This is a genomic window from Roseomonas acroporae, from assembly GCF_023223525.1.
GTDB lineage: Bacteria > Pseudomonadota > Alphaproteobacteria > Acetobacterales > Acetobacteraceae > Roseomonas_E > Roseomonas_E acroporae.
In genome coordinates this window covers 87,605-107,747 of the sequence record NZ_JALPRX010000006.1, presented here as the reverse complement: position 1 = coordinate 107,747, position 20,143 = coordinate 87,605, and the positions used below count along the sequence as shown (strand labels likewise).

At 76.6% G+C, this 20,143-nt stretch carries 15 protein-coding genes and 1 riboswitch; of the genes, 6 read left to right on the top strand and 9 right to left on the bottom strand.

The window, feature by feature from the left end:
* The first annotated feature begins 60 nt into the window (after positions 1 to 60).
* Positions 61 to 882, top strand: a complete 822-nt coding sequence (locus M0638_RS01615) for a DsbA family protein (protein ID WP_248665198.1) — start codon at positions 61 to 63, stop codon at positions 880 to 882.
* Positions 883 to 1,316: 434 nt separating this feature from the next.
* On the top strand, positions 1,317 to 2,300 hold the full coding sequence (locus M0638_RS01610) for a M14 family metallopeptidase (protein ID WP_248665197.1): 984 nt from the start codon (positions 1,317 to 1,319) through the stop codon (positions 2,298 to 2,300).
* A gap of 89 nt (positions 2,301 to 2,389) precedes the next feature.
* On the opposite strand, the gene M0638_RS01605 is transcribed toward M0638_RS01610, so the two are convergent.
* Both M0638_RS01605 and M0638_RS28685 read right to left on the bottom strand, forming a co-directional pair.
* The gene (locus M0638_RS01605; RefSeq protein WP_248665196.1) at positions 2,390 to 3,142 is read right to left on the bottom strand and encodes a competence/damage-inducible protein A; all 753 of its coding nucleotides are present in this window, start codon (positions 3,140 to 3,142) and stop codon (positions 2,390 to 2,392) included.
* Between the two features lie 383 nt (positions 3,143 to 3,525).
* Positions 3,526 to 4,590 carry a bifunctional GNAT family N-acetyltransferase/(deoxy)nucleoside triphosphate pyrophosphohydrolase gene (locus M0638_RS28685; RefSeq protein ID WP_282571776.1) on the bottom strand — a complete coding sequence of 355 codons (1,065 nt, stop codon included), beginning with the start codon at positions 4,588 to 4,590 and terminating at the stop codon, positions 3,526 to 3,528.
* A gap of 389 nt (positions 4,591 to 4,979) precedes the next feature.
* Between M0638_RS28685 and M0638_RS01590 the strand changes: the two genes are divergently transcribed.
* On the top strand, positions 4,980 to 6,020 hold the full coding sequence (locus M0638_RS01590) for a hypothetical protein (RefSeq protein WP_248665195.1): 1,041 nt from the start codon (positions 4,980 to 4,982) through the stop codon (positions 6,018 to 6,020).
* A 40-nt stretch (positions 6,021 to 6,060) separates the two neighbouring features.
* Here M0638_RS01590 and M0638_RS01585 read toward each other — a convergent pair whose 3' ends face one another.
* The 4 genes from M0638_RS01585 to cobD form a co-directional block, all read right to left on the bottom strand.
* Positions 6,061 to 6,801, bottom strand: coding sequence for an SDR family oxidoreductase (locus M0638_RS01585; protein WP_248665194.1), 741 nt, complete (start codon positions 6,799 to 6,801; stop codon positions 6,061 to 6,063).
* 140 nt (positions 6,802 to 6,941) lie between these two features.
* A complete protein-coding gene (locus M0638_RS01580) occupies positions 6,942 to 7,988 on the bottom strand; it encodes an ABC transporter substrate-binding protein (protein WP_248665193.1) in 1,047 nt (348 codons plus the stop codon).
* A gap of 8 nt (positions 7,989 to 7,996) precedes the next feature.
* The gene (locus M0638_RS01575; RefSeq protein WP_248665192.1) at positions 7,997 to 10,255 is read right to left on the bottom strand and encodes a TonB-dependent receptor; all 2,259 of its coding nucleotides are present in this window, start codon (positions 10,253 to 10,255) and stop codon (positions 7,997 to 7,999) included.
* A 476-nt stretch (positions 10,256 to 10,731) separates the two neighbouring features.
* A riboswitch (cobalamin riboswitch) is annotated at positions 10,732 to 10,978 on the bottom strand.
* A 240-nt stretch (positions 10,979 to 11,218) separates the two neighbouring features.
* Positions 11,219 to 12,256, bottom strand: a complete 1,038-nt coding sequence (cobD, locus tag M0638_RS01570; RefSeq protein ID WP_248665191.1) for a threonine-phosphate decarboxylase CobD — start codon at positions 12,254 to 12,256, stop codon at positions 11,219 to 11,221.
* An 89-nt stretch (positions 12,257 to 12,345) separates the two neighbouring features.
* On the opposite strand from cobD, the gene cbiB reads away from it, so the two are divergent.
* Positions 12,346 to 13,320, top strand: coding sequence for an adenosylcobinamide-phosphate synthase CbiB (gene cbiB, locus M0638_RS01565; protein WP_248665257.1), 975 nt, complete (start codon positions 12,346 to 12,348; stop codon positions 13,318 to 13,320).
* A 64-nt stretch (positions 13,321 to 13,384) separates the two neighbouring features.
* Here cbiB and M0638_RS01560 read toward each other — a convergent pair whose 3' ends face one another.
* Together M0638_RS01560 and M0638_RS01555 are read right to left on the bottom strand one after the other, a co-directional pair.
* On the bottom strand, positions 13,385 to 14,389 hold the full coding sequence (locus M0638_RS01560; protein ID WP_248665190.1) for an inorganic phosphate transporter: 1,005 nt from the start codon (positions 14,387 to 14,389) through the stop codon (positions 13,385 to 13,387).
* Between the two features lie 39 nt (positions 14,390 to 14,428).
* Positions 14,429 to 15,076: a DUF47 domain-containing protein gene (locus M0638_RS01555; protein ID WP_248665189.1), complete on the bottom strand. Its 648-nt coding sequence runs from the start codon at positions 15,074 to 15,076 to the stop codon at positions 14,429 to 14,431.
* 283 nt (positions 15,077 to 15,359) lie between these two features.
* On the opposite strand from M0638_RS01555, the gene trxC reads away from it, so the two are divergent.
* The gene (gene trxC / locus M0638_RS01550) at positions 15,360 to 15,812 is read left to right on the top strand and encodes a thioredoxin TrxC (RefSeq protein ID WP_248665188.1); all 453 of its coding nucleotides are present in this window, start codon (positions 15,360 to 15,362) and stop codon (positions 15,810 to 15,812) included.
* Between the two features lie 146 nt (positions 15,813 to 15,958).
* Here the strand turns inward: trxC and M0638_RS01545 are convergent, their stop codons facing one another.
* Positions 15,959 to 16,714: an SDR family NAD(P)-dependent oxidoreductase gene (locus M0638_RS01545; RefSeq protein WP_248665187.1), complete on the bottom strand. Its 756-nt coding sequence runs from the start codon at positions 16,712 to 16,714 to the stop codon at positions 15,959 to 15,961.
* A 756-nt stretch (positions 16,715 to 17,470) separates the two neighbouring features.
* On the opposite strand from M0638_RS01545, the gene M0638_RS01540 reads away from it, so the two are divergent.
* Positions 17,471 to 19,951: a helicase-related protein gene (locus M0638_RS01540; RefSeq protein WP_248665186.1), complete on the top strand. Its 2,481-nt coding sequence runs from the start codon at positions 17,471 to 17,473 to the stop codon at positions 19,949 to 19,951.
* The last annotated feature ends 192 nt before the right edge of the window (positions 19,952 to 20,143 follow it).

Sequence of the window (20,143 nt, the reverse complement as noted above, 5' to 3'; positions counted from 1 at the left end):
CCCCATGTCGCGGCGGACACGGGCGGCACCGCCCGTCCCCACCACCGAGGAACCGACCGGATGCGCAAGCTGCTGCCGGCCACCGCCCTGCCCGCCGCCCTGCTGGGCACTCTGCTCGCCACCATGCCTCCGGCCCTGCCGGCCGCCGCCCAGGTCGCATCCCAGGGGGGCGCCTCCCAGGGGAGCACATCCCAAGGGGGCGCGCCCGAGGCACCGGGCGTCCTGACGCCGGCCCAGCGGGCCGAGGTGGTGGCGGTGCTGCGCCAGGCGCTGCGCGACGATCCCTCGATCCTGCGCGACGCCCTCGCCGCCATGGAGGTCGCCGCGCAGCGCGACCGCGAGCAGGCCTCCCGCGCCGCCATCGCCGCCAACCGCGACGCGCTGCTGCGCGACCCCGAATCCCCCGTGCGCGGCAACCCGCAGGGCAGCGTGACGGTGGTGGAGTTCTTCGACGCGCGCTGCGGCTACTGCAAGTCGATGCAGCCGGCGATGGACCAGCTCCTGCGCAGCAACCGCAACGTCCGGCTGGTCATGAAGGACCTGCCGATCCTCGGGCCGAACAGCGTGCTGGCCAGCCGCGCGCTGCTCGCCGCGCAGCGCCAGGGGAAGTACGACGCGCTGTACGACGCGCTGCTGCGCCTGCGCACCGACCCGAACGAGGCGGTGCTGCGCGCCGAGGCGGAGCGGGTCGGCCTCGACTGGGCGCGCCTGCGCCGCGACATGGACGACCCGGCGATCGCCCGCCGCATCGAGAACAACCTGCGCCTCGCCCGCAACCTCGGCATCGAGGGCACGCCGGCGCTGGTGATCGGCGACCGGCTGATTCCCGGCGCGGTCGATCTGGCGACGCTGGAGGCCGCCGTCGCCGAGGCGTCGCGCTGACGGGCCCTCGGGATGGCGCGCCACCGAGGCGGGGCGCCGTCCGACGGACCAGCCGGCGGGACGGCGGAAGGCGGCGGTAACGGCGCCTTCCGCGCGGCGGCGGCGCGCCCGGACCGCTGCCCCGAACTGCCGCCCCGGCCTGCCCTGCCCCGACCTGCCCTGCCCCAACCTGCCCAGCCTGGACCTCACGCCGGAACCGCGCGGCCGGCCTCCAGGTCATGTACCCCGGCGCCGTTTGCCCACCGGACCGATGCGTATAGGATGGCATCCGGGAGGCAGGGGATGAGACACGGGGCCCTCGCAGCCGTGATGCTTGCCGGCTCGGCGCCGCGCCGCGGCGGCCGTGAGCCCCGCCGCGTGCCCGCTCCGGGCCGCCATGCGGCCGCTTCCTTCCTTCCGATGGCGTGCCTCCCGATGGCGGGACCGCGGGCCCGATGAGCGAGCTGGAGCCGCCCCCGCCGGATCGGCGCGCCGGCCCGCCGCGCTTCGCGGTGCGCCTCGCGCCGCCGGATCTCGGCCCGTGGCTCGCGGGCAACGTGCTGCCGGGCGTGTGGAGCTTCGCCGCGCCCGAGCCCGGCCCGCATGTCGCCCTGGTCTCGCTGATGCACGGCAACGAGATCGGCGGCGCCATCGTGCTGGAACGCTGGCTGCGCGCCGGGCTGCGCCCGCGCCGCGGCCGGCTGACGCTGATCTTCGCCAACCTCGACGCCTTCGCCCGCTTCGACCCGTCCGACCCCACGGCCAGCCGCTACGTGGACGAGGACATGAACCGCGTCTGGTGCCTGCGCCAGCTCGACGGGCCGCGCCGCACCGCCGAGCTGCGCCGTGCCCGGGCGCTGCGCCCGGTGCTGGATTCGGCCGACATCGTGCTCGACCTGCACTCGATGCTCTGGCCGTCCGACCCGCTGGTCCTGACCGGCGAGGCGCCGCAGGCGGCGGACCTGGCGCTCGGCCTCGGCCTGCCGTCGCTGGTGGTGGCGGATGCGGGCCACGCCGCCGGGCGACGGCTGATCGACTACGCCCGCTTCCAGGAGCCGGGACGCGCCGCCATCCTGCTGGAGGCGGGGGCGCACTGGGAGCCCTCGACCACCGCCGTGATGGAGCAGGTGGCGGCGCAATTGCTGCGCCGCCACGGCCTGGCCGTCGACGGGGCGCCGCTGCCGCCCGCGGCCGAGGACGGTGCGGCGGCGCCCGTGCTGGCGCGCGTCACCCGCACCGTGACGGCCAACACCACGGCCTTCGGCTTCCTGCGCCCCTATCGCGGCGGCGAGGTAGTGGAGCGGCGCAACACGGTGATCGCGCTCGACGGCGAGACCGAGATACGCACGCCGCACGACGATTGCCTGCTGGTGATGCCGAGCCTGCGCACGCCGCGCGGCCACACGGCGGTGCGGCTGGCGCAGTTCGTGGCGCGCTGAGGCCGCCGACCGGGGCGGATCGCCCGAGCGGATTTGCCGGAGCGGATTTGCCCGAGCGGATTGCCGGGAGGCGGAGACGACCGGCGGCCTCAGACCGGCTCGCCCTCGACCGGCTCCAGCCCGATCCCGCGCACCAGCGCCGCGATCGCCTGCTGCGCCGCCGCCAGCGCCGCCGGGTCCGTGCCCTTGGCCACCAGCGCGACGCCGTTGCCCTCGGGCCGGTAGTAGGGGTAGCTGCCGATGTCGAGCGCCGGGAAGCGCGCCTGGATCGCCGCCAGCCCCTCCGCGATCCGTCCCTCCTGGAGCCTCAGCGCATGCACGGCGCGCGACTGCACCGGCGTGCCGGTGGGCAGGCTGGGCTCCAGCGCGTCGAACATCGCCTGCATGATGCGCGGCACGCCGGCCATGACGTGCACGTTGCCGATGGTGAAGCCGGGCGCCGTCGAGATCGGGTTGTCGATCAGCGCCGCGCCGCGCGGCATGGTCGCCATGCGCTGGCGCGCCGCGTTGAACTCGCCCGGCTTGTACTGGCGTTCCATGCGCGCCCAGGCCTCGGGGTGCGGCTCCCACGGCACGCCGAACGCCTCGGCGACGCATTCGCTGGTGATGTCGTCATGCGTCGGGCCGATGCCGCCGGTGGTGAAGACGTGGTCGAATTTCGCGCGCACCTCGTTCACCGTGGCGATGATCGTCTCGCGCACGTCGGGGATCACCCGCACCTCGCGCAGCGGCATGCCGATGGCGCCGAGGCGGGTCGCGAGGAACTGCAGGTTGGCGTCACGGGTGCGGCCCGACAGCACCTCGTTTCCGATGATCAGCAGGCAGGCGGTGGGATTGGTCACGCTCCGGGCTCCCTCGTTTGCGCGGGAGGATAGGGCGGATCGGCGGAGGCGGGTACGGCCGGCGTCACGAATCCGTGCCAGCTCCAGGGGAGCCGCGCCCGCCTCGGCCTCGGCGGGCCATGTCCGCCGTGGTGCTGGCGCGGCTCGGCCGCGAACCGCTACCTTGCGCGCCAGGGGCACGCGGCGCCGCCGGCCTGGAGCGATCCGTCCCGCCGGATCGGCGGGGACGCGCGGGCGGCAGGAGGACGGCCATGCTCGCCACCCGCCGCCACCCGTGCACACCCCGGTCGCGCTCCAGCGCGCGGCCGCGGCACCGATGCGCGGGGCGCCCGGCGCCGTCCGGACGATCGCCGATGGCGGCGGTCAGCCGGCGGCGCCCTCCGTCACAGGAAGTCCCGCAGCAGCGCCACCAGCGGCTTGTCGGCGGGCGGCATGGCGTAGTCGCCGAGGCGCTCCGGCCGCACCCAGGCCAGCGCCTGCCCCTCGCGCGGCGTCGGCCGGCCCTCCCAGCGGCGGCAGAGGTAGAGCGGCATCAGCAGGTGGAACCGTTCGTAGCCGTGGCTCGCGAAGGCGAAAGGTGCGAGGCAGCTCTCCGCCACGTCGATGCCCAGCTCCTCGTGCAGCTCGCGGATCAGCGCCGCCTCGGGCGACTCGCCCTGGTGCACCTTGCCGCCGGGGAACTCCCAGAGCCCGGCCAGCGGCTTGCCCTCGGGGCGGCGCGCCAGCAGCACGCGCAGGTCGGCATCGACCAGCGCGCAGGCGGAAACCAGCAGGACCGGCTTGCCGTTCGCGACGGCGGGCGGCGGCTCCGCCTCGGCCGCCGCGGCGGGCAGGTCCTCGCGCCGCGCCTCGAACAGCAGCACCGGCAGGGTGGCGTGGCGGGCGGGGAATTCGCGCTCGCCGGTGCCGGTCTCGCGGAAGCCGATCCGGCGCAGCACGGCGGCGGAGCGCGGGTTGTCCAGCAGCACGCCCGCCGTCAGCCGGTCGATCTCCAGGTTGGCGAGCGCCCAGGAGGCCATGCGCCGCGCCGCCTCGGTCGCGACGCCGTGGCCCCAGAAGCGGCGCCCGACCCAGTAGCCGATCTCGGCGTCGCGCTCGCCGTGCCGCTCGATGCCGATCACGCCGACCAGCATCTCCTGCCCCGCCTCCTCGCCGACGATGGCGAGGTCCCAGGCGCGGCGTGCCTGCAGCCGCTCGCGGGTCGAGGCGATCCACTCGTCGGCGAGGTCGCGCGGATAGGGAAAGGGCACCCGCGCCAGGGTCTTGGCCACCTCCCAGTCGTTCACCAGCCGGTGCAGCGCGGCGGCGTCGCCCGCGTGCAGCGGGCGGATGGTCAGCCGCTCGGTGCGCAGCGGCGCGAAGCCGGGCTCGGCGGAGCCGGCGGGATGATCGGCGGGCGTGCTGCCGAAGGGGAACGACGGGGCGGCTTGCGTGGAGTCGTCGGCCATGCGGGGGATGGGCATCCGCCGCGGCGACGGCGCAGCCTGCTTCGGCCAGGCCCGATTGCCCGGCGTGTCCACCGCTTGTACGCGTCCGGCGCGCGGCCTGTCGAGGCCGGGTCCGGCGCGGCGCCCCGAGGGGGATCTGCGCGCGGGTGGCATGCACGAGGGCGCCGTGCTCGGGGGCGCCATGGCCGCGGGCGCGGCGGCCGGGAGGCGCATCCGTGGCGGGGCGGTGGATGACGGATGCGGCGACGCCTTTCCCTGCCGCGCACGGCCGGCCGACGGGCGGCGCCTGCCGCCGCCGCACGCTGCTCGCCGCGTCGCTGGCCGCTCCCGTGGGCCTCGCGCCCGGAACGACGGCCTCCCGCGCTGCCGACGCCGCGCCAGCGCTTCGCATGGCTCCCGCCGCATCTCCCTCCGGCGCGGCTCCCGCCATATCTCCCTCCGGCGCGGCTCCCGCCACATCTCCCTCCGGCGCGGCTCCCGCCGCGACGCCGGGCCCACAGGCCCTCGCCCTGTCCGACACGCCGCTGCTGCGCGCGCATCGCGGCACCCAGCCGGACCTGATCCTGCTCTGGAACGACATCTCCGCGCCCCCCGAGGCGCTGCACGTCGTGCTGCACCTGCACGGCTGGAACGAGGCCGGTCCGCGCCTGCGGCTGGCGGAGGCGGTGCGCGAGAGCGGCCTCGGCTACGCGGTGCGCGCCAGGCCGCTGGACGGCTCGGCACCACCGCCTCTGCTCTGCGTCGTGCCGCGCGGCCACTGGCTGGGCGAACGGATCGCGCCCGACGGCCGGCCGCCCGAGGCGCGCGCCTACGCCTTCCCGGCCCTGCTGGCGCCGGGCGCCGTGCCGGCGCTGATCGGCCACGCGCTGCGCACCTTCGCCAGGGCGCGCGGCATGCCGGCCGACGCGCCGTTGCCGCGCGTCTCGCGCCTCACCCTGACCGCGCATTCGGGCGGCGGCGACGCGGCGCGGCTGCTGCTGGCACGGCCCGAATTCCAGCCCGACGCGGTGTTCCTGTTCGACGCGCTGTACGCCCCGCCGGACGCGGTCGCCGCCTGGGCGGCGCGGCGGATCAAGCGCGATGCGGCGGCGATCGCGGGCCTCGCCCCGGCGGCGGCGGAAGCGTGGCTGCGAAGCCGCGGCGGCGCGCTCTGCGCCGCCTTCCTGGAGCCAGGCCCGGGCGCACCGCCCGAGGCCGCCGAGGCGGCGCCGTTCAACGCGGCGCTGGCCGCGCGCCTCGCTGCCATGCTGCCGCCGGATGCGGCGCTGCGCCGGCGCTGGCGGGTGCTGCGCGCCGTGCCCTCCGCGCTGTGCCGCTCGCCGCGCTGCGCCGGCTGCCACGCGCATGGCTGCCTGCCCACCGTGCTCGCGCCGCTGCTGCTGGCCGATCCCGCCGTGTCGCTGGCGCCGATGGCCCTGGCGCTGCCGTAGCGGTGGCCGGGCGGCCGCGACGGGTCGCCACCGCGCCGGGTCAACGCCGGAGCAGGCCGCCATCCACCGCGTACTGGCTGCCGGTGACGTAGCTGGAATCCGGCGAGAGCAGGAACAGCGCCACCGCCGCCGCCTCCTCCGCCGTGCCGACGCGGCCGAGCGGCACCTGCCCGACCACGGAGCGCTCGAAGGCATCGCGCGCCGCATCCGGCAGGAAATGGCGGAAATTCGTCTCGATCGGCCCGGGCACCAGCACGTTGACCCGGATGCCGCGCGGTGCCAGCGCCGTGGCCCAGGAGCGGGCCATCGCCACGATCGCCCCCTTGGTCGCGGCGTAGAGCGCCGTCATCGCCGCCCCCTCGTAGGTGGAGCTGGACGAGGTGAGCACAACCGAGGCGCCCGGCTCCAGCAGCGGCGACAGCCGCGCGAGCTGCAGCATCGGCCCGCGGACATTGGCCGCCATCATCCGGTCGAAGGCGTCGGCGTCGATCTCCTCGGGCAGGCCGAGCGCGGCGTGGCCGGCGTTCAGCCACAGCCCGCCGAGCGTCCCCGCCGCCCGCACCGCCTGCGCCAGCGCCTCGGCGGCGGCCGGATCGGCGGCGTCGTTGCGCAGGACCGGCGAGCCGGCGGGCAGCATCCCGCGCGTCGCGGCGAGGCGTCCCTCGTCGAGGCCGGTGACGATCACCTCGCCGCCCTCGGCCGCGATGCGCCGGGCACCGGCCAGCCCCATGCCGCTGGTGCCGCCGGTGATCAGGACGCGCCTGCCGCGGAACCTGCCCATGCCCACCTCCTGCCCTGCCCGCTCCCTGGCCTGGCCGGCAGCCGGCCGGGCCGCGGCGAGCGTAGAGCATTTCAGGCTGGGCGTACTTGCCCGGCGACCCGGGAAATGCGCCGAATCAAAGGCCGGCGCCGCCCCGGCGCTCAACCCGCGAAGGCCGCCGGGTGCAGCAGCCGCGCCACCTGCTCGACGCCATCCGCCACGCGCGGCCCCGGGATCAGCAGGAAGGCGCGCGAGACCGGGTGGACCCGCCCCTCGCGCACCGCGCGCAGCGAGTCCCAGCCCGGCCGGCTCGCCACCTCGGCCGCCTGGTCGGGGCGGCCGGCGACCAGGATCACGTCCGGGTCGGCGCGCAGCACCGCCTCGCCCGAGACCTGCGCCGGCCCGCGGAAGGCGGGAAAGGCGAGGTCGCCGCCAGCCAGCCGCACCGCGTCGGCGGTGTAGGTGTCGGGCCGGACGGTGCCGTAGGTGCCGCGCCCGGTGTTGGAGGTCTCCAGGAACACGCGCGGGCGCGGCCGGCCGGCGAGGCGCGCCCGCACCGCCGCGAAGCGCCGCTCCATCGCCGCGACGACGGCCTCGGCCGCCGCCTCGCGCCCCGTGGCGCGGCCGAGCAGGCGCAGGTTGCCCAGGATGTCGGCCAGGTCCCGCCCCAGCACCACCAGCGAGGGGATGCCGATGCGCGCCAGCGGGTCGAGCAGCGTGCCCGCCGCCTGCCGCGCCGGCGTCATCACCACGAGGTCGGCGTCGAGCCGCGCGATCGCCTCGGCCGAGAAGCCGAGCCGGCCGCCCACCAGCGGCCGCCCCAGCACCTCGGGCGGGTAGCGCGTGTACGCCTCGATGCCGGCGATGCGGTCGGCGAGGCCGAGCGCCGCCAGCAGCTCCACGTTGGAGGCGAAGATCGCGACGATGCGGCGCGGCGGCGCCGGCAGCGCGACGGCGCGGCCGAGCGCGTCGGTGACGGTGCGCGGCCAGCCGGCCGGGGCGGTCCCGGCGGCGTCGGCGCTTCCCGTGGCAGGCCCGGCGGCGGCCGGGGAGCGCGCATCCTCTCCCGGCCCCGCCGCCCCCTGTCCTGTAGCCCCCTGTCCTGTAGCCTCCTGGCCCGTAGCCCCCTGGCCCGCCGCCACGCCGGGCAGCAGCGCCGCCGCGCCGGCGAGCAGGGCGCGCCGCGGAAGTCGCCCGCGCTGCGGCATCGCCCGGCTCAGAACCGCAATTGCAGCCCGGCCAGGAAGGCGCGCCCCGGCATCGAGGTGCCGTAGCCGCCATTCGAGAAGCGCTGGTCCAGCAGGTAGGGCGTGCGGTCCAGCCCGATGAAGATCGGGTGCTGGTTGACGTCGAGCAGGTTGTTGACCGCCCCCCACAGCGTGACGTTGGGCAGCACCCGCCAGTTGGCGCGCATGTTGACCACCCAGAAGGGCTTCTTCTCGTGGACGTACTCGCGCGTCGGCTCGGCCTGCGGGACCAGCAGGTTCTCCTCGGTGTTGTAGTACATCGGCCCGCGCAGGATGCCGGTGGCGGAGACGTCCCAGTCCCGCGCGCCGAAGATCATGCCGACGGCGCCCTGGTAGCGGTACATGCGCTCGACCACGTGCCGGTTGAGGGTGGCGACGGCGCCGCGGTCCTCCATGTCGAAATTCCAGGCCGCGTTGAGGTAGCCGGTCCAGCGCCACGGGCCGGGCAGCGCGAACAGCCGGGCGAGGTCGGTGTTGAACTGCGCCTCCACGCCGCGCACCACCACGTCGCCGGAATTGTTGACGTAGTCGGAGGTGTTGGCGACGCCGCTGCGCAGCCGCGTGGTGATGCGGTCCTGGATCACGTTCTGGAACAGGGCGAGGTCGAGGCTGGCGGGACCGCCGGAGGCCGTGGCGCCCACCTCCCACTGGTGGCTGGTCTCGGGCTTGAGGTTCGGGTTGCCGAAGGTGCGGCCGCCGCCCACGGCGGTGAAGTCGGCGGCCAGCTCCGTCGCGGTGGGCGCGCGGAAGCCGGTGCTGTAGCCGGTGCGCAGCGCCAGCCAGTCCAGCGCCTGGTAGGTGGCGCCGACCGAGAAGGTGGTGGCGTCGTAGTCGGCGGTGCGGGAGCGGAAATTGGCCAGGTTCGGCGTGCCGACGAACTTCGTCTCGCCCACCGTGTAGCGGATGCCGGCGCGCAGCGTCAGCCGGTCGTCGAACAGGCGCTGCGAATCCTCGGCGTAGAAGCCGAAGACCGTGTCGTCCTCGTTGTTGTCGTAGGGCGCCACCTGCCCGGCCGGACCGCCCGGCAGGGCGACGCGGGTGCGGGTGGAGCGCAGCTCGGAATACTCCGCGTCGAAGCCGAGCAGCAGCTCGTTGCCCTGCCACAGCCGCACCCGCGGCTGCGCGCGCAGGCCGATGATGTCGAGGGTGCGCCAGTTGTAGTCGCTCAGCGTGCCGGGCGCCGGGTTGTTGCCGGAGCGGATCACCGGCGAGGCCCAGCGGAAGATGTCCTGGTCGCGCACCGCGTAGCCCTGGAGGTTCCAGGACAGGCGCGCATCCGCGGTGGCCCCCGTCCAGGCGACGTCGAGGGAGGCGTTCTCGCGGTCGTCGCGGCTGATCGTGTTGGCGCCGGAGCCGCGGAAGCCCGCGTCGTAGATGCCGTCGGTGCGTGCCATCACGTCGATCCGGCCGAAGGGCGCGTCGCGCCCGCCGAGCGGCGCGCCGACCGCGGCGGTGGCGCCGCCGCGCTGGAAGCCCGTGTTCGCCTCCCGCCCGCCGCCGCCCACGCCGTAGTCGCCGCGCAGCCCGCCGGCGACGCCGAGATAGGCGGCGGTGCCGTCGCGCTCGTAGCCGTAGCGCGCGCGCGCGCCGAGCGTGGCGAAGGAGCCGGCCTCCATCTCTCCGAAGCCGCCGGGCGAGTTGCGGCCGTCGCGCATGATGATGTTGATGACGCCGCCGATCGCCTGGCTGCCGTAGATGACGCTGGCGGGGCCGCGCAGGATCTCGATGCGCAGCACGTCGGCGGGCGAGAGCTTGGAGAGGTTGGCCGTGCCGGCGCGGCGGCCGTTGATCAGCACCAGCACCTGCGAGCGGAAGTCGCGCCCCTGCCCGTCGGTGGCGCCGCCGCGGATGTTGATGCTGGTCTGGCCGGGCGTCCACTCGCTGAAGAAGCCGACGGCGTTCTCGGCCAGCAGGTCGGTGAGGCTGGAGGCGGTGGAGCGCAGGATGCGCGCCTCGTCGATCACCTGCACCGTGCCGGTGAGGCGCACGCGCTCCTCGGGCCGGGCCGTCGCGGTGGTGACCACCTCGCCGAGCGTGGCGCCCTGCGGCGTCGGCAGGCCGGCGCTCTGGTCGGCGGCGGCCTGGGCCTGAGCAGTCCGGGCCGGAACGGTCTGAGCCGGAACGGTCTGGGCTGGAACGATCTGGGCCGGAACGGCCTGGGCCGCCGCCTTGTGCGCCAGGGCGGGCGGCAGGGCGGCGAGCAGGCCGGCGATGGCGGCGCGCCGCATCCGGGAACGTCTGATGCCGACGGCGTCGCTCGCGGACGCTTCCGGGGCTCCGCCCCGGACCCCGCGAAGGGGCGAAGCCCCCTTCGAGACCCCCGTGCCGTCGGGAAGGTCGGGCAGCGCCGCCGCCCGCGCGACGGCGGGCCGGGCCGGCGCATGCGTCAGGGGCGGATGCGGGGGGAAGGAATGCCCGGCGCGGCGCGGGCGCGCGGGATGGCGTGGATTCATGTCCGATCGGTCCTCGGCGGAACCGGGGCGCCGCGCGCGGGCCGCCGGCACCGGCCGCGCGCCCGGCAGGGCGGCGGGGGCCGGAACTCGCACCGCACCGCCCCGGCGTGCACCGTCCAGGGCGTGGCGTCCCAGGGCGTGGCGTCTAGAGGCGGGCGTGGCGCGGCGGACCGCGCCGGTGCGGACCGGGACCGGGTGGCGGGAACAGCGGCATCGGAGACTCCTGACCGGGGGCACCCCGCCCCGTGAACTGGGTTGCACGGGTGCCGGCAGGTCTCCTGGCTCACGGGTCGTCGCCGGCGGCCCCTGCCTTCCCGGCGCCTCGCGGCGCCAGTGGCAGCCCCTCTGCGGGGCGGATGGGCCGTCAGCTCGCCGCTGACAGTTGCGGGGGCAGCCGCCGACTTGCCCCGGCCTCCCGGAACGGCTTTCGGGAAGGCGCGGGACGCACGGCGTTCCCTCTTGGCCCGCTCGCGCGGGACCGACACGCGCCCACCATGGCGGCTTCGTTGCCGGGCCGCAAGGCGATGCGACGCGGCAACGTGGCGGCGGCGCACCACTGTTGCCGGGACGCGGCACGCCCCATGGCCGGGTGTCCCGCCAGGCACGGCGGCCCGAGCGCACCGGCGCGCGACCCGGGCGTGCGGAACGCACGGCGTGGGCCGGGCCGTGCGGGACGCGCCGTGCGGAACGGGCGGCGCCGGGCCGGCGGCGCGAGGCCGGCCGACGCGCCGGCGGCGGTCAGCCGCGCAGCGCGGCTTCCAGCCGGTCCCAGGCCGCCGCGTCCCCCGGCAGGCCGAGGCGCAGCCAGCGCGGCCGCGCCGCGAACGGGCGCACCAGGATGCCGGCCCGGCCCAGCCGCTCGTACCAGCCGGCCGCGTCGCCCTCGGCGAGCCGGAACAGATGCGTGCCGCCGAGCGGGCGCAACCCGGCCGCCGCCAGCAGCCGGTCCAGCCGGGCGGTATCGCCGGCGAGCCGTGCCGCGGCGGCGCGCAGCCAGCCACGGTCGGCCAGGGCCGCCGTGCCGAGCGCCAGCGCCGGCCCCGACACCGCCCAGGGACCGAGCGCCGCGCGCAGCCGCGCCGCGAGCCCGGGCGCGGCCAGCGCGAAGCCGAGCCGCAGCCCCGCCAGCCCGTAGGTCTTGCCGAAGGAGCGCAGCACCACCAGCCCCGGCGCCGGCAGCGCGGGGGCGAGGCTGCGCCAGCCATCGCCCGCCGGCCCGCCCGTCGGCTCCAGGTCGGCGAAGGCCTCGTCCACCACGAGCAGACCGCCGCGCGCGGCGAGGCGCGCGGCGAGGGCGAGCAGCGGCGCGGCCGGGACGCGCCGGCCGTCCGGGTTGTTGGGGTTGCACAGCACGGCGGCGGTGCCCGCCTCGCCCGCATCGAGCGCCCCGGCTTCCGTCACCGTCGTCACCGCGGCGCCGGCCGCCTCCCAGGCCAGCGCGTGCTCGGCATAGGTGGGGCCGAGGATGCGGGCGGCCCGCAACGGCAGCAGGCGCGGCAGCAGGCCGATCAGGATCTGCGTGCCGGGCGACGCCACCACGCAGCCGGGATCGGCCACGCCGTAGGCCAGCGCGGCGGCGCGTTGCAGGGCCTCCAGCGCCTCGGGTTCCGGCAGCCGGGAGAAGGCGGCGGGCGGCAGGGCGGGCATCGGCCCGGGAAGCGGCCAGGGCACCGGGTTGATGCCGGTGGAGAGGTCGAGGAACGGCGCCGGCGCGTCCGGGAAACGCCGGCGCGCGGCCCCGAGCCGGCCGCCATGCTCCAGCGCGGCCGGGTCCACGCCCGACTCCCCTGCTGCCCCTGCCACCGCCTCGGCATCCGTGCTAGCGCCCGCCCCCGTCACCCGCCCCGCCCCTTACGGCCACGCCCCTGGACCATCTGCCACTCCTGCTCGGCGCCCTGCTGATCGAGGCCGCCCTCGGATATCCCGCGCCGCTGTTCCGCGCCATCCGCCACCCGGTGGTGTGGATGGGCGCGCTGATCGCGGCGCTGGACCGGCGGCTGAACCGCCCCGGCTGGCCCGCTTCGCGCCGCCGTGCCGCCGGGGTGCTGGCGCTCGCCCTGCTGCTGCTGGCCGCCGTGCTGCCGGCAGCGCTGCTGCAGGCCGGGCTGGCGCGGCTGCTGCCCGCGGTGCTGGCCCTGCCGCTGCTGGCGCTGCTCGCCGCCAGCCTGCCGGCGCAGCGCAGCCTGCACGACCACGTGCGCGCCGTGGCCGAGGGGCTGGAGCGCGAGGGGCTGGCGGGCGGCCGCCGCGCCGTCTCGCACATCGTCGGGCGCGACCCGGAGAGCCTCGACGCGGCCGGCGTGGCGCGCGCCGCGATCGAGAGCCTGGCGGAGAACTTCTCCGACGGCGTGGTGGCGCCCGCCTTCTGGGGGGCCTTGCTCGGGCTGCCGGGGATGGCCGGCTACAAGGCGGCCAACACCGCCGACAGCATGGTCGGCCACCGCACGCCGCGGCACGAGGCCTATGGCTGGGCCGCGGCGCGCTTCGACGACCTGGTGAACCTGCCCGCCTCGCGTCTCGCGGCGCTGTGGCTGGTGGTCGCGGCGGCGCTGCTGCCCGGCGCCGACCCGCGCGGCGCCATCCGCGCCGTGCGGCGCGACGCGCGCCGGCACCGCTCGCCCAATGCCGGCTGGCCGGAGGCGGCGATGGCCGGGGCGCTCGGGCTGCGCCTCGCCGGGCCGCGCGTGTACGGCGCGGTGCGGGTCGAGGATGGCTGGATGGGCGACGGCCGCGCCGGGGCCACGGCGGCCGATCTGCGGCGCGCGCTGGCGCTGTACCGGCTGGCCTGCGCGGTCCAGGTCGCCGCGGTGGCGGCGGGCGCCCTGCTCGTCGCCCTCTGACAGCCGGAGAAGCGACCGGAGGTTGGGCGACCGGGGTGGGCATCGCAGCCCCCCGGCCGCAGGCTCAGCCGAACAGCCCCGCCACGAAGTAGGCCAGCGCCGCGATCGCCGCCGCCGCCGGCAGGGTGACGATCCAGGCGACCACGATGTTGCTTGCCACCCCCCAGCGCACCGCCGAGGCACGGCGCGCCGCGCCGACGCCCACGATGGCGCCGGTGATGGTGTGGGTGGTGGAGACCGGGATGCCGAGATGCGTCGCCATGAACAAGGTGATGGCGCCGCCCGTCTCGGCGCAGAAGCCCTGCACCGGCGTCAGCCGCGTGATCTTCGAGCCCATGGTGTGGACGATGCGCCAGCCGCCGAGCAGCGTGCCCATCGCCATCGCCGCCTGGCAGGACAGCACCACCCAGAGCGGCACGTGGAAGCCGCCCTCCAGCCGCCCCTGGCTGAACAGCAGCACGGCGATGATGCCCATGGTCTTCTGCGCGTCGTTGCCGCCGTGCCCGAGCGAGTAGAGCGAGGCGGAGACGAATTGCAGCCAGCGGAAGGAGCGGTCCACCGCGAAGGGCGTGGCGCGCACGAACAGCCAGGAGACGACCAGCACCAGCAGCAGCGCCAGCAGCATCCCCACCAGCGGCGAGAGCACGATGGCGGCCGTGGTCTGGCCGAGGCCGGACCAGACGATGGCCCCCAGCCCGGCCTTGCTGGTGCCGGCGCCGACCAGCCCGCCCACCAGCGCGTGCGAGGAGCTGGAGGGGATGCCGAGCGCCCAGGTGATGACGTTCCAGGCGATGGCGCCGCTCAGCGCGCCGAAGATCACGCGCGCATCCACGATCGAGGCGTCCACGATGCCGGTGCCCACGGTCTGCGCCACGTGCAGGCCGAAGAACAGGAAGGCGATCATGTTGAAGAAGGCCGCCCACGCCACGGCGTAGTGCGGCCGCAGCACGCGGGTGGAGACGATGGTGGCGATCGAGTTGGCCGCGTCGTGCAGGCCGTTGAGGAAGTCGAACAGCAGCGCGACGGCGATCAGGCCGACGAGCAGCGGCAGGGCGAGGGCGGCGTCCATGGCGGCGGGGCCGTTGCGGGCGGGCTCGGGCGCGGCGTCTCAGACGTGCTCGATCACGATGCCCTCGATGGCGTTGGCCAGGTCGTCGAAGCGGTCCACCACGCGCTCGAGCTGGTCGAAGACCTCGTTGGCGGCGATGTAGCCCATGGCGTCGCCCTGCGCCCGGCAGCGGCGGAACAGCGCGGTCACGCCGCTGTCGTGCACGTCGTCCGCCTCGCCCTCGATCTGGCGGATCTGCTCGCACAGCGCGTTGATCCGCGCCGCGTTCGGCCCGATCCGGCCGAGCATCGGCACCACCTCCTGGGTGAGGTGGGCGCAGCGCACGATGGCGTCGCCCATCCGGCCCATGCCTTCCTCGAATTCGCGCGTCTCGAACAGGGCGATCGCCTTGGCGGTCTTCTTCATCTGGTCCACCGCATCGTCCATGTGGCTGATCAGCGCCTGGATGTCGCCACGGTCGAAGGGGGTGACGAAGGTGCGGCGCACCGCCTGCACCACCTCGCGCGTGATCGCGTCCGCCTCGTCCTCGCGTTCCAGCACGTCCCGGTAGTGGCGCTGCGCCGCCTCGCCGCCCTGGAGCATGCCGCTGAGCGATTCGGCGGCGGCGGTGATCAGCCTGGCGTGGCGGTCGAACAGGTCGAAGAACCGCTCCTCGCGCGGCAGCAGGCGCCGGAACAGACTGAGCATGCGAATTCCCTTCGGCGGCGGCCGGCCCCCGGCAGGCGGTCCGTGACGGATCGGTGACAGATTCGCGACACCCTACCGCCCGGCGGTGGCCGGCGACAGGCGGCACGCCCGGGCCGGGAGGCTGCCATGCAATCCCCGTGGCAATCGGGACGGTTCGATCGGTGGGCGGCTGCCGGCACCGCTTCCGGCACCCTGGCACCGGGCGCCGCGGCGCATACATGCAGCGAGACGGACCCGGGAACGCGCCCCGCCCCTTCCCGGCCCGCGATCCGGAGAGACGCCGATGGCCGAGGCCCTGCACATCGTCTGCCCGCACTGCGACGGCATCAACCGCGTGCCCCGCGCGCGCCTCGCCGACGCGCCGAAGTGCGGCCATTGCCACGCGGCACTGTTCACCGGTGCCCCGGTGGCGCTGGACGGTCCGCGCTTCCTGCGCCACGTCGAGCGTGGCGACCTGCCGGTGATCGCCGATTTCTGGGCGGCGTGGTGCGGCCCCTGCCGCGCCATGGCGCCGGTCTTCGAGCGCGCCGCCGCGACGCTGGAGCCCCGCGCGCGCTTCGTGAAGGTCGACGTGGACGCGAACCCGCAGCTCGCGGCGCAATTCGGGGTGCAGGGCATCCCGGCGCTGTTCGCGTTCCGGGGCGGCAAGGTGGTGGCGCGGCAGTCGGGGCTGGCGGATCTCGGCCTGCTGCGCGGCTGGGTGGAGCGGTTCGCGGACGGGCCGATCCCGGCATAGGCGCGGGCTGCGGCACCGTCCTTTTCCAGGGAGGGCGGAGCCCTCCCTGCCGGGGCGTAGAGCGGATCGCCGGCGGGCGGACACGCCCGGCGGCGTGAATCCGCGCCGGGAACAACGAGCTAGAGCGCACCGCAGCCCCGGACGGCTCACACGATCGTCGCGCCGCTGTCCACCGGCAGCACCACGCCCGTGGTGATGCGCGCCTCGTCGGAAGCCAGGTAGAGCGCCGCGCAGGCCACGTCCATCGGCTCGCCGAGGCCGAGCAGGTGGGAATTGGCGATGCCCTGCATCCCGGCGTTCCCGGCCAGCAGCGCCTCCACGCGCGGCGTCTTCGTGACCGAGGGCGCGACGGCGTTCACGCGGATGCGCTGCGGCGCGTACTCCACCGCCAGCGAGCGGGTCAGCGCCGCCACGCCGCCCTTGGCCGCCGTGTAGCAGTCGCGTCCCGGGAAGCCCATCAGCGCCACGGTGGAGGCGGTGTTGACCACCGCGCCGCCGCCGGCGCGGATCAGCGCCGGGATGCCGAAGCGGCAGCCGAGGAAGGTGCCGAACAGGTCCAGCCTGATGGCGCGCCAGAACTCCTCGATCGGCGCCTCGACGGCGGTGCCGTCGCGCGCGGTGGAGCCGCCGGCATTGTTGTAGAGCACGTCGAGCCGACCGAATCGCGCCTCGGCGCGCTCGATGGCGGCGGCGACGCTGTCGGGCTCGGTGACGTCGGCGTGGATGGCGATGGCCTCGCCGCCCGCCTGCGCGATGCGGTGGGCGGTCTCCTCGGCGCCGGCGCGGTCGATGTCGGCCACGGCGACGCGCGCGCCCTCGCGCGCGAACAGCTCGGCGGCGCTGCGGCCGATGCCGGTGCCCGCGCCGGTAATGAACGCGACCTTGCCGGCCAGACGCGCCATGGCTTCCCTCCCCCCGATGGATTTCGCGGAAGCATGGCAGCCGCGGCGCAGGGCCACAATGCGGGCCGCGGCGTACGCACCGCCCCGCCCGGGCGCAGGCGCGCGGGTGACCGCCGCAGGGGAGCCATGCAGCCCCGCCCCCTGCAAGGGCGCGCGGAAACCATCCATCTGTGGTACGAGTTACGGGAACGGAAGCGTCGGGGAGCGAACCCCGGCCCCGTCGCACGGTGGGATCGGCCCGGTGCCGCGTCCCGTGAATCCCCCGAAGATCGTCGATGCGCGGCGGTCCCGCCCCGGCCATCGCCGGGCGGCCGACCAGCGGCGCCGACCAGCGCGGCCTTCCCCGGAAGCGGGCGCGGCCGCGGAGTATGCCGCTTGGACGGAACCCACGGGCCACTGCCCGACACGATGCAACCCGATACCATTGACGAGGCCATGACGGCCGTGCCGCGCGCCGATGCGCCGGCACCCGGCGCCGCGAGTGCCCGGGACCGGCCGCGCCGCACCCGCCCGCGGGCGGCCGCAGGCACGACGCCTCCCGACGCCACGCCGGACACGCCACGTCCGGCGCGTCGCCGGCCCGCCTCGGCCATGGCGGCGCTGCCGGCCGAACCGGCGTCTGCCGCGCCCCGTCCGGCCCGGCGCCGGCGTCCGCCGGCCGGCGCGGCGGCCCCGGTCGAACCCGCGCAGGCCGAGGCCGATCCGGCAGCGCCCGCCGCGGCCGGGATGGGACCTGTCGGCCCGGAACCGGCCGGCATGGAACCGGCCGGCACGGGATTGGCCGACGCCGCCCCTGCAAATGCCGCCCTGGTCGATGTCGCCCTGGCCGACGCCGCGCCCTCCCGGGCCGCAGCGGCGGGCACGGCCCCGCCCGCCACCGAGCCCCCGCCCCGCCCCGCCCGGCACCGCCGCCCCGCCGCGCTCTCCACCCCCGCCGCCGAGGCGGCGATCGCCGCGAGCGGCCTCGAGGTCGCGACGCGCGAGCTGCCCATGCTCACCCGGCTGGTGGAGCGGCGCCTGCCGGCCGACGCCGCCACGGTGCGCGAGGCGCTCTGCGAGGTGCGCCGCCGCACCTGGTCCGCCCGGCTGCTCGACCAGGCGAACCGTGCCGGCGAGACCTGGGTGAAGCGCGCCGACGCCGCCTTCGCCGCCGGGACCGTCACCGACCCCGAGCCCGACGAGGCCACGCTGCGCGCCGCGCTGGACGAGGCGGTCGCCGCCCGCCTGCGCGCCGCCGGCGAGACGCCCGAGGCGGCGCTGCGCATCGTCGCGGCCGAGATCGCCGATGCCGCCGGCGGCGCCCTCTCCGCCGAGCGCCACGCGGCGCTGGCCGGGATCGTCGCCCGCGCCCACGGCCTCGCGCCCGAGGCCGCCGCCGCCTTCCGCGACGCCGCCGAGCGCGCCGAATCCCGCCGCCGACAGGACCAGCGCACCGCCGAGGCCCTGACCCGCGCCCGCCGCCGCGAGGAGGTGCAGCGCCTGCGCGACTGGGAGCGCAGCCTCGTCGAGTTCCGCGCGGTGCCGGAGCTGCTGGGCTGCACCTCCAAGGAGGCGCTGCGCTGGATCGCCGATGGGCGTATCCCCGTCGCCCGCCGCATCCCCGAGCGCGGCGGCCGCGAGCGCTGGGAGTTCGACCCGGCCGAGCTGGCGCCGCTGCGCGCCGAGGTCGCGCGCTGGCGCGAGGACGAGGCGCCGGCCGGCCGTCCGGGCAAGGCGCCCGCGCCCATGGTGCTGCGCCCCGGCAAGGCGGCCAACGCCGCCGTGGCCCGCGTCGCGGCGCTCGACCGCTACGCCGCGCACTTCGCGACCGCCCGCGCGCTGAAGCGGCGCATCACCCTCGTCACCGGCCCGACCAATTCCGGCAAGAGCCACACCGCGCTCGACCGTCTCGCCAAGGCGGAGAGCGGCCTGGCGCTGGCGCCGCTGCGCCTGCTCGCGCACGAGTTCCGCGACGCGCTGGGCCAGCGCGGCGTCGCCGCCTCGCTCTCCACCGGCGAGGAGCGCATGCCCGTGGAAGGCAGCCGCCACCTCGCCGCCACGGTGGAGATGTGCCCGTTCCAGAACCCGGTGGACGTCGCGCTGATCGACGAGGCGCAGATGCTCTACGACCGCGACCGCGGCGCCGCCTGGACCGCCGCCATCATGGGCGCGCCGGCGCGCGACGTGTTCGTGCTCGGCGCGCCCGAGAGCGCCGCCACCGTCCGCCGCATCGCCGCGCTGTGCGGCGACCCGCTGGAGGAGGTCTCGCTCGAGCGCAAGGGGCCGCTGGTCGCGGCGCGCAAGCCGGTGCCGCTCGGCGACCTGCACGCGGGCGACGCGCTGGTCGCCTTCTCGCGCCGCGACGTGCTCGACTTCCGCGCCGAGCTGGTCAAGCGCGGCCGGCGCGTCGCCGTGGTGTACGGCGCCCTGTCGCCCGAGGTGCGCCGCGCCGAGGCGGCGCGCTTCCGCAACGGCGAGGCCGACATCCTGGTGGCGACCGACGCGATCGGCATGGGGCTGAACCTGCCGATCCGCCGCGTCGTGTTCTCGGCGCTGCGCAAGTTCGACGGCGAGGGGCGGCGCGACCTGAACGCCCAGGAGGTCAAGCAGATCGGCGGCCGCGCCGGGCGCTACGGGCGCTACGAGGAAGGCGTGGTGGCGGTGCTGGCCGGCGCCGGCAACCCGGAATTCGTGGCGCGCCTGCTCGCCGCCCCGCCCGCCGAGCCCGAGGACAGCCGCCCGCTGGTGCAGCCAGACGCCGACATCGTCGCCAACGTCGCGGCCGAGATCGGCTCGGACAGCCTGTTCGGCGTGCTCGCCCGCATCAAGCGCGCCGTGCTGCGCCGAGACGACCCGAATTACCGCCTCGCCGACATGGAGGAGGCGATGGCGATCGCCACCGCCGTGGACGGCGTGCCCGGCCTCTCGCTGCTCGACCGCTGGACCTACGCCATGTGCCCGGTGGACCAGCGCGACCACGGCGTGCCGCGCCTCGCCCGCTGGGCGGTGGAGCACGGCGCCGGCCGCCCGGTCGATCCGCCCGCTGGCGGCCGCCTGCCGGCGCCCGAGCGCGCCAGCCGCGAGGAGCTGGAGCGGGCCGAGAAGCTGCACAAGCGTCTCGTCGCCTGGCGCTGGCTGTCGCTGCGCTTCCCCGAGGCCTACCCGGAGCGGGAGGCGGCCGAGGCGGAGACGGCGCGGCTCGACCGCTGGATCGAGGAGGTGCTGCGCCAGCAGCGGCGCGGCCGCGCCACGGCGTAGGACACTCCCGGCCGGACGGCCCCGTCCCGGCGGCGCCACGCCGCCCGGCCCGCCGCCGCCCGCCCGTTCCGCCCGGCGCGGCCATGCGGCCCCCTCGCGGGCCGGGCGGCTCCCGGCCATTCCGCCGCCCGTCTCGCCCGACGGCATGGACCCGTCTCGCCCGACGGCATGGAAAGGTGCGAAGAACGCCAG

Bases quoted from the DNA above. Each gene is read 5' to 3' on its own strand.
- trxC (WP_248665188.1), top strand. From the start codon at position 15,360: ATGGCCGAGGCCCTGCACATCGTCTGCCCGCACTGCGACGGCATCAAC.
- M0638_RS01545 (WP_248665187.1), bottom strand. From the start codon at position 16,714: ATGGCGCGTCTGGCCGGCAAGGTCGCGTTCATTACCGGCGCGGGCACC.
- M0638_RS28685 (WP_282571776.1), bottom strand. From the start codon at position 4,590: ATGGCCGACGACTCCACGCAAGCCGCCCCGTCGTTCCCCTTCGGCAGC.
- M0638_RS01540 (WP_248665186.1), top strand. From the start codon at position 17,471: ATGGAACCGGCCGGCACGGGATTGGCCGACGCCGCCCCTGCAAATGCC.
- M0638_RS01575 (WP_248665192.1), bottom strand. From the start codon at position 10,255: ATGCGGCGCGCCGCCATCGCCGGCCTGCTCGCCGCCCTGCCGCCCGCC.
- M0638_RS01580 (WP_248665193.1), bottom strand. From the start codon at position 7,988: ATGCCGCAGCGCGGGCGACTTCCGCGGCGCGCCCTGCTCGCCGGCGCG.
- M0638_RS01560 (WP_248665190.1), bottom strand. From the start codon at position 14,389: ATGGACGCCGCCCTCGCCCTGCCGCTGCTCGTCGGCCTGATCGCCGTC.
- M0638_RS01555 (WP_248665189.1), bottom strand. From the start codon at position 15,076: ATGCTCAGTCTGTTCCGGCGCCTGCTGCCGCGCGAGGAGCGGTTCTTC.
- M0638_RS01610 (WP_248665197.1), top strand. From the start codon at position 1,317: ATGAGCGAGCTGGAGCCGCCCCCGCCGGATCGGCGCGCCGGCCCGCCG.
- M0638_RS01590 (WP_248665195.1), top strand. From the start codon at position 4,980: ATGGCTCCCGCCGCATCTCCCTCCGGCGCGGCTCCCGCCATATCTCCC.
- M0638_RS01585 (WP_248665194.1), bottom strand. From the start codon at position 6,801: ATGGGCAGGTTCCGCGGCAGGCGCGTCCTGATCACCGGCGGCACCAGC.
- M0638_RS01615 (WP_248665198.1), top strand. From the start codon at position 61: ATGCGCAAGCTGCTGCCGGCCACCGCCCTGCCCGCCGCCCTGCTGGGC.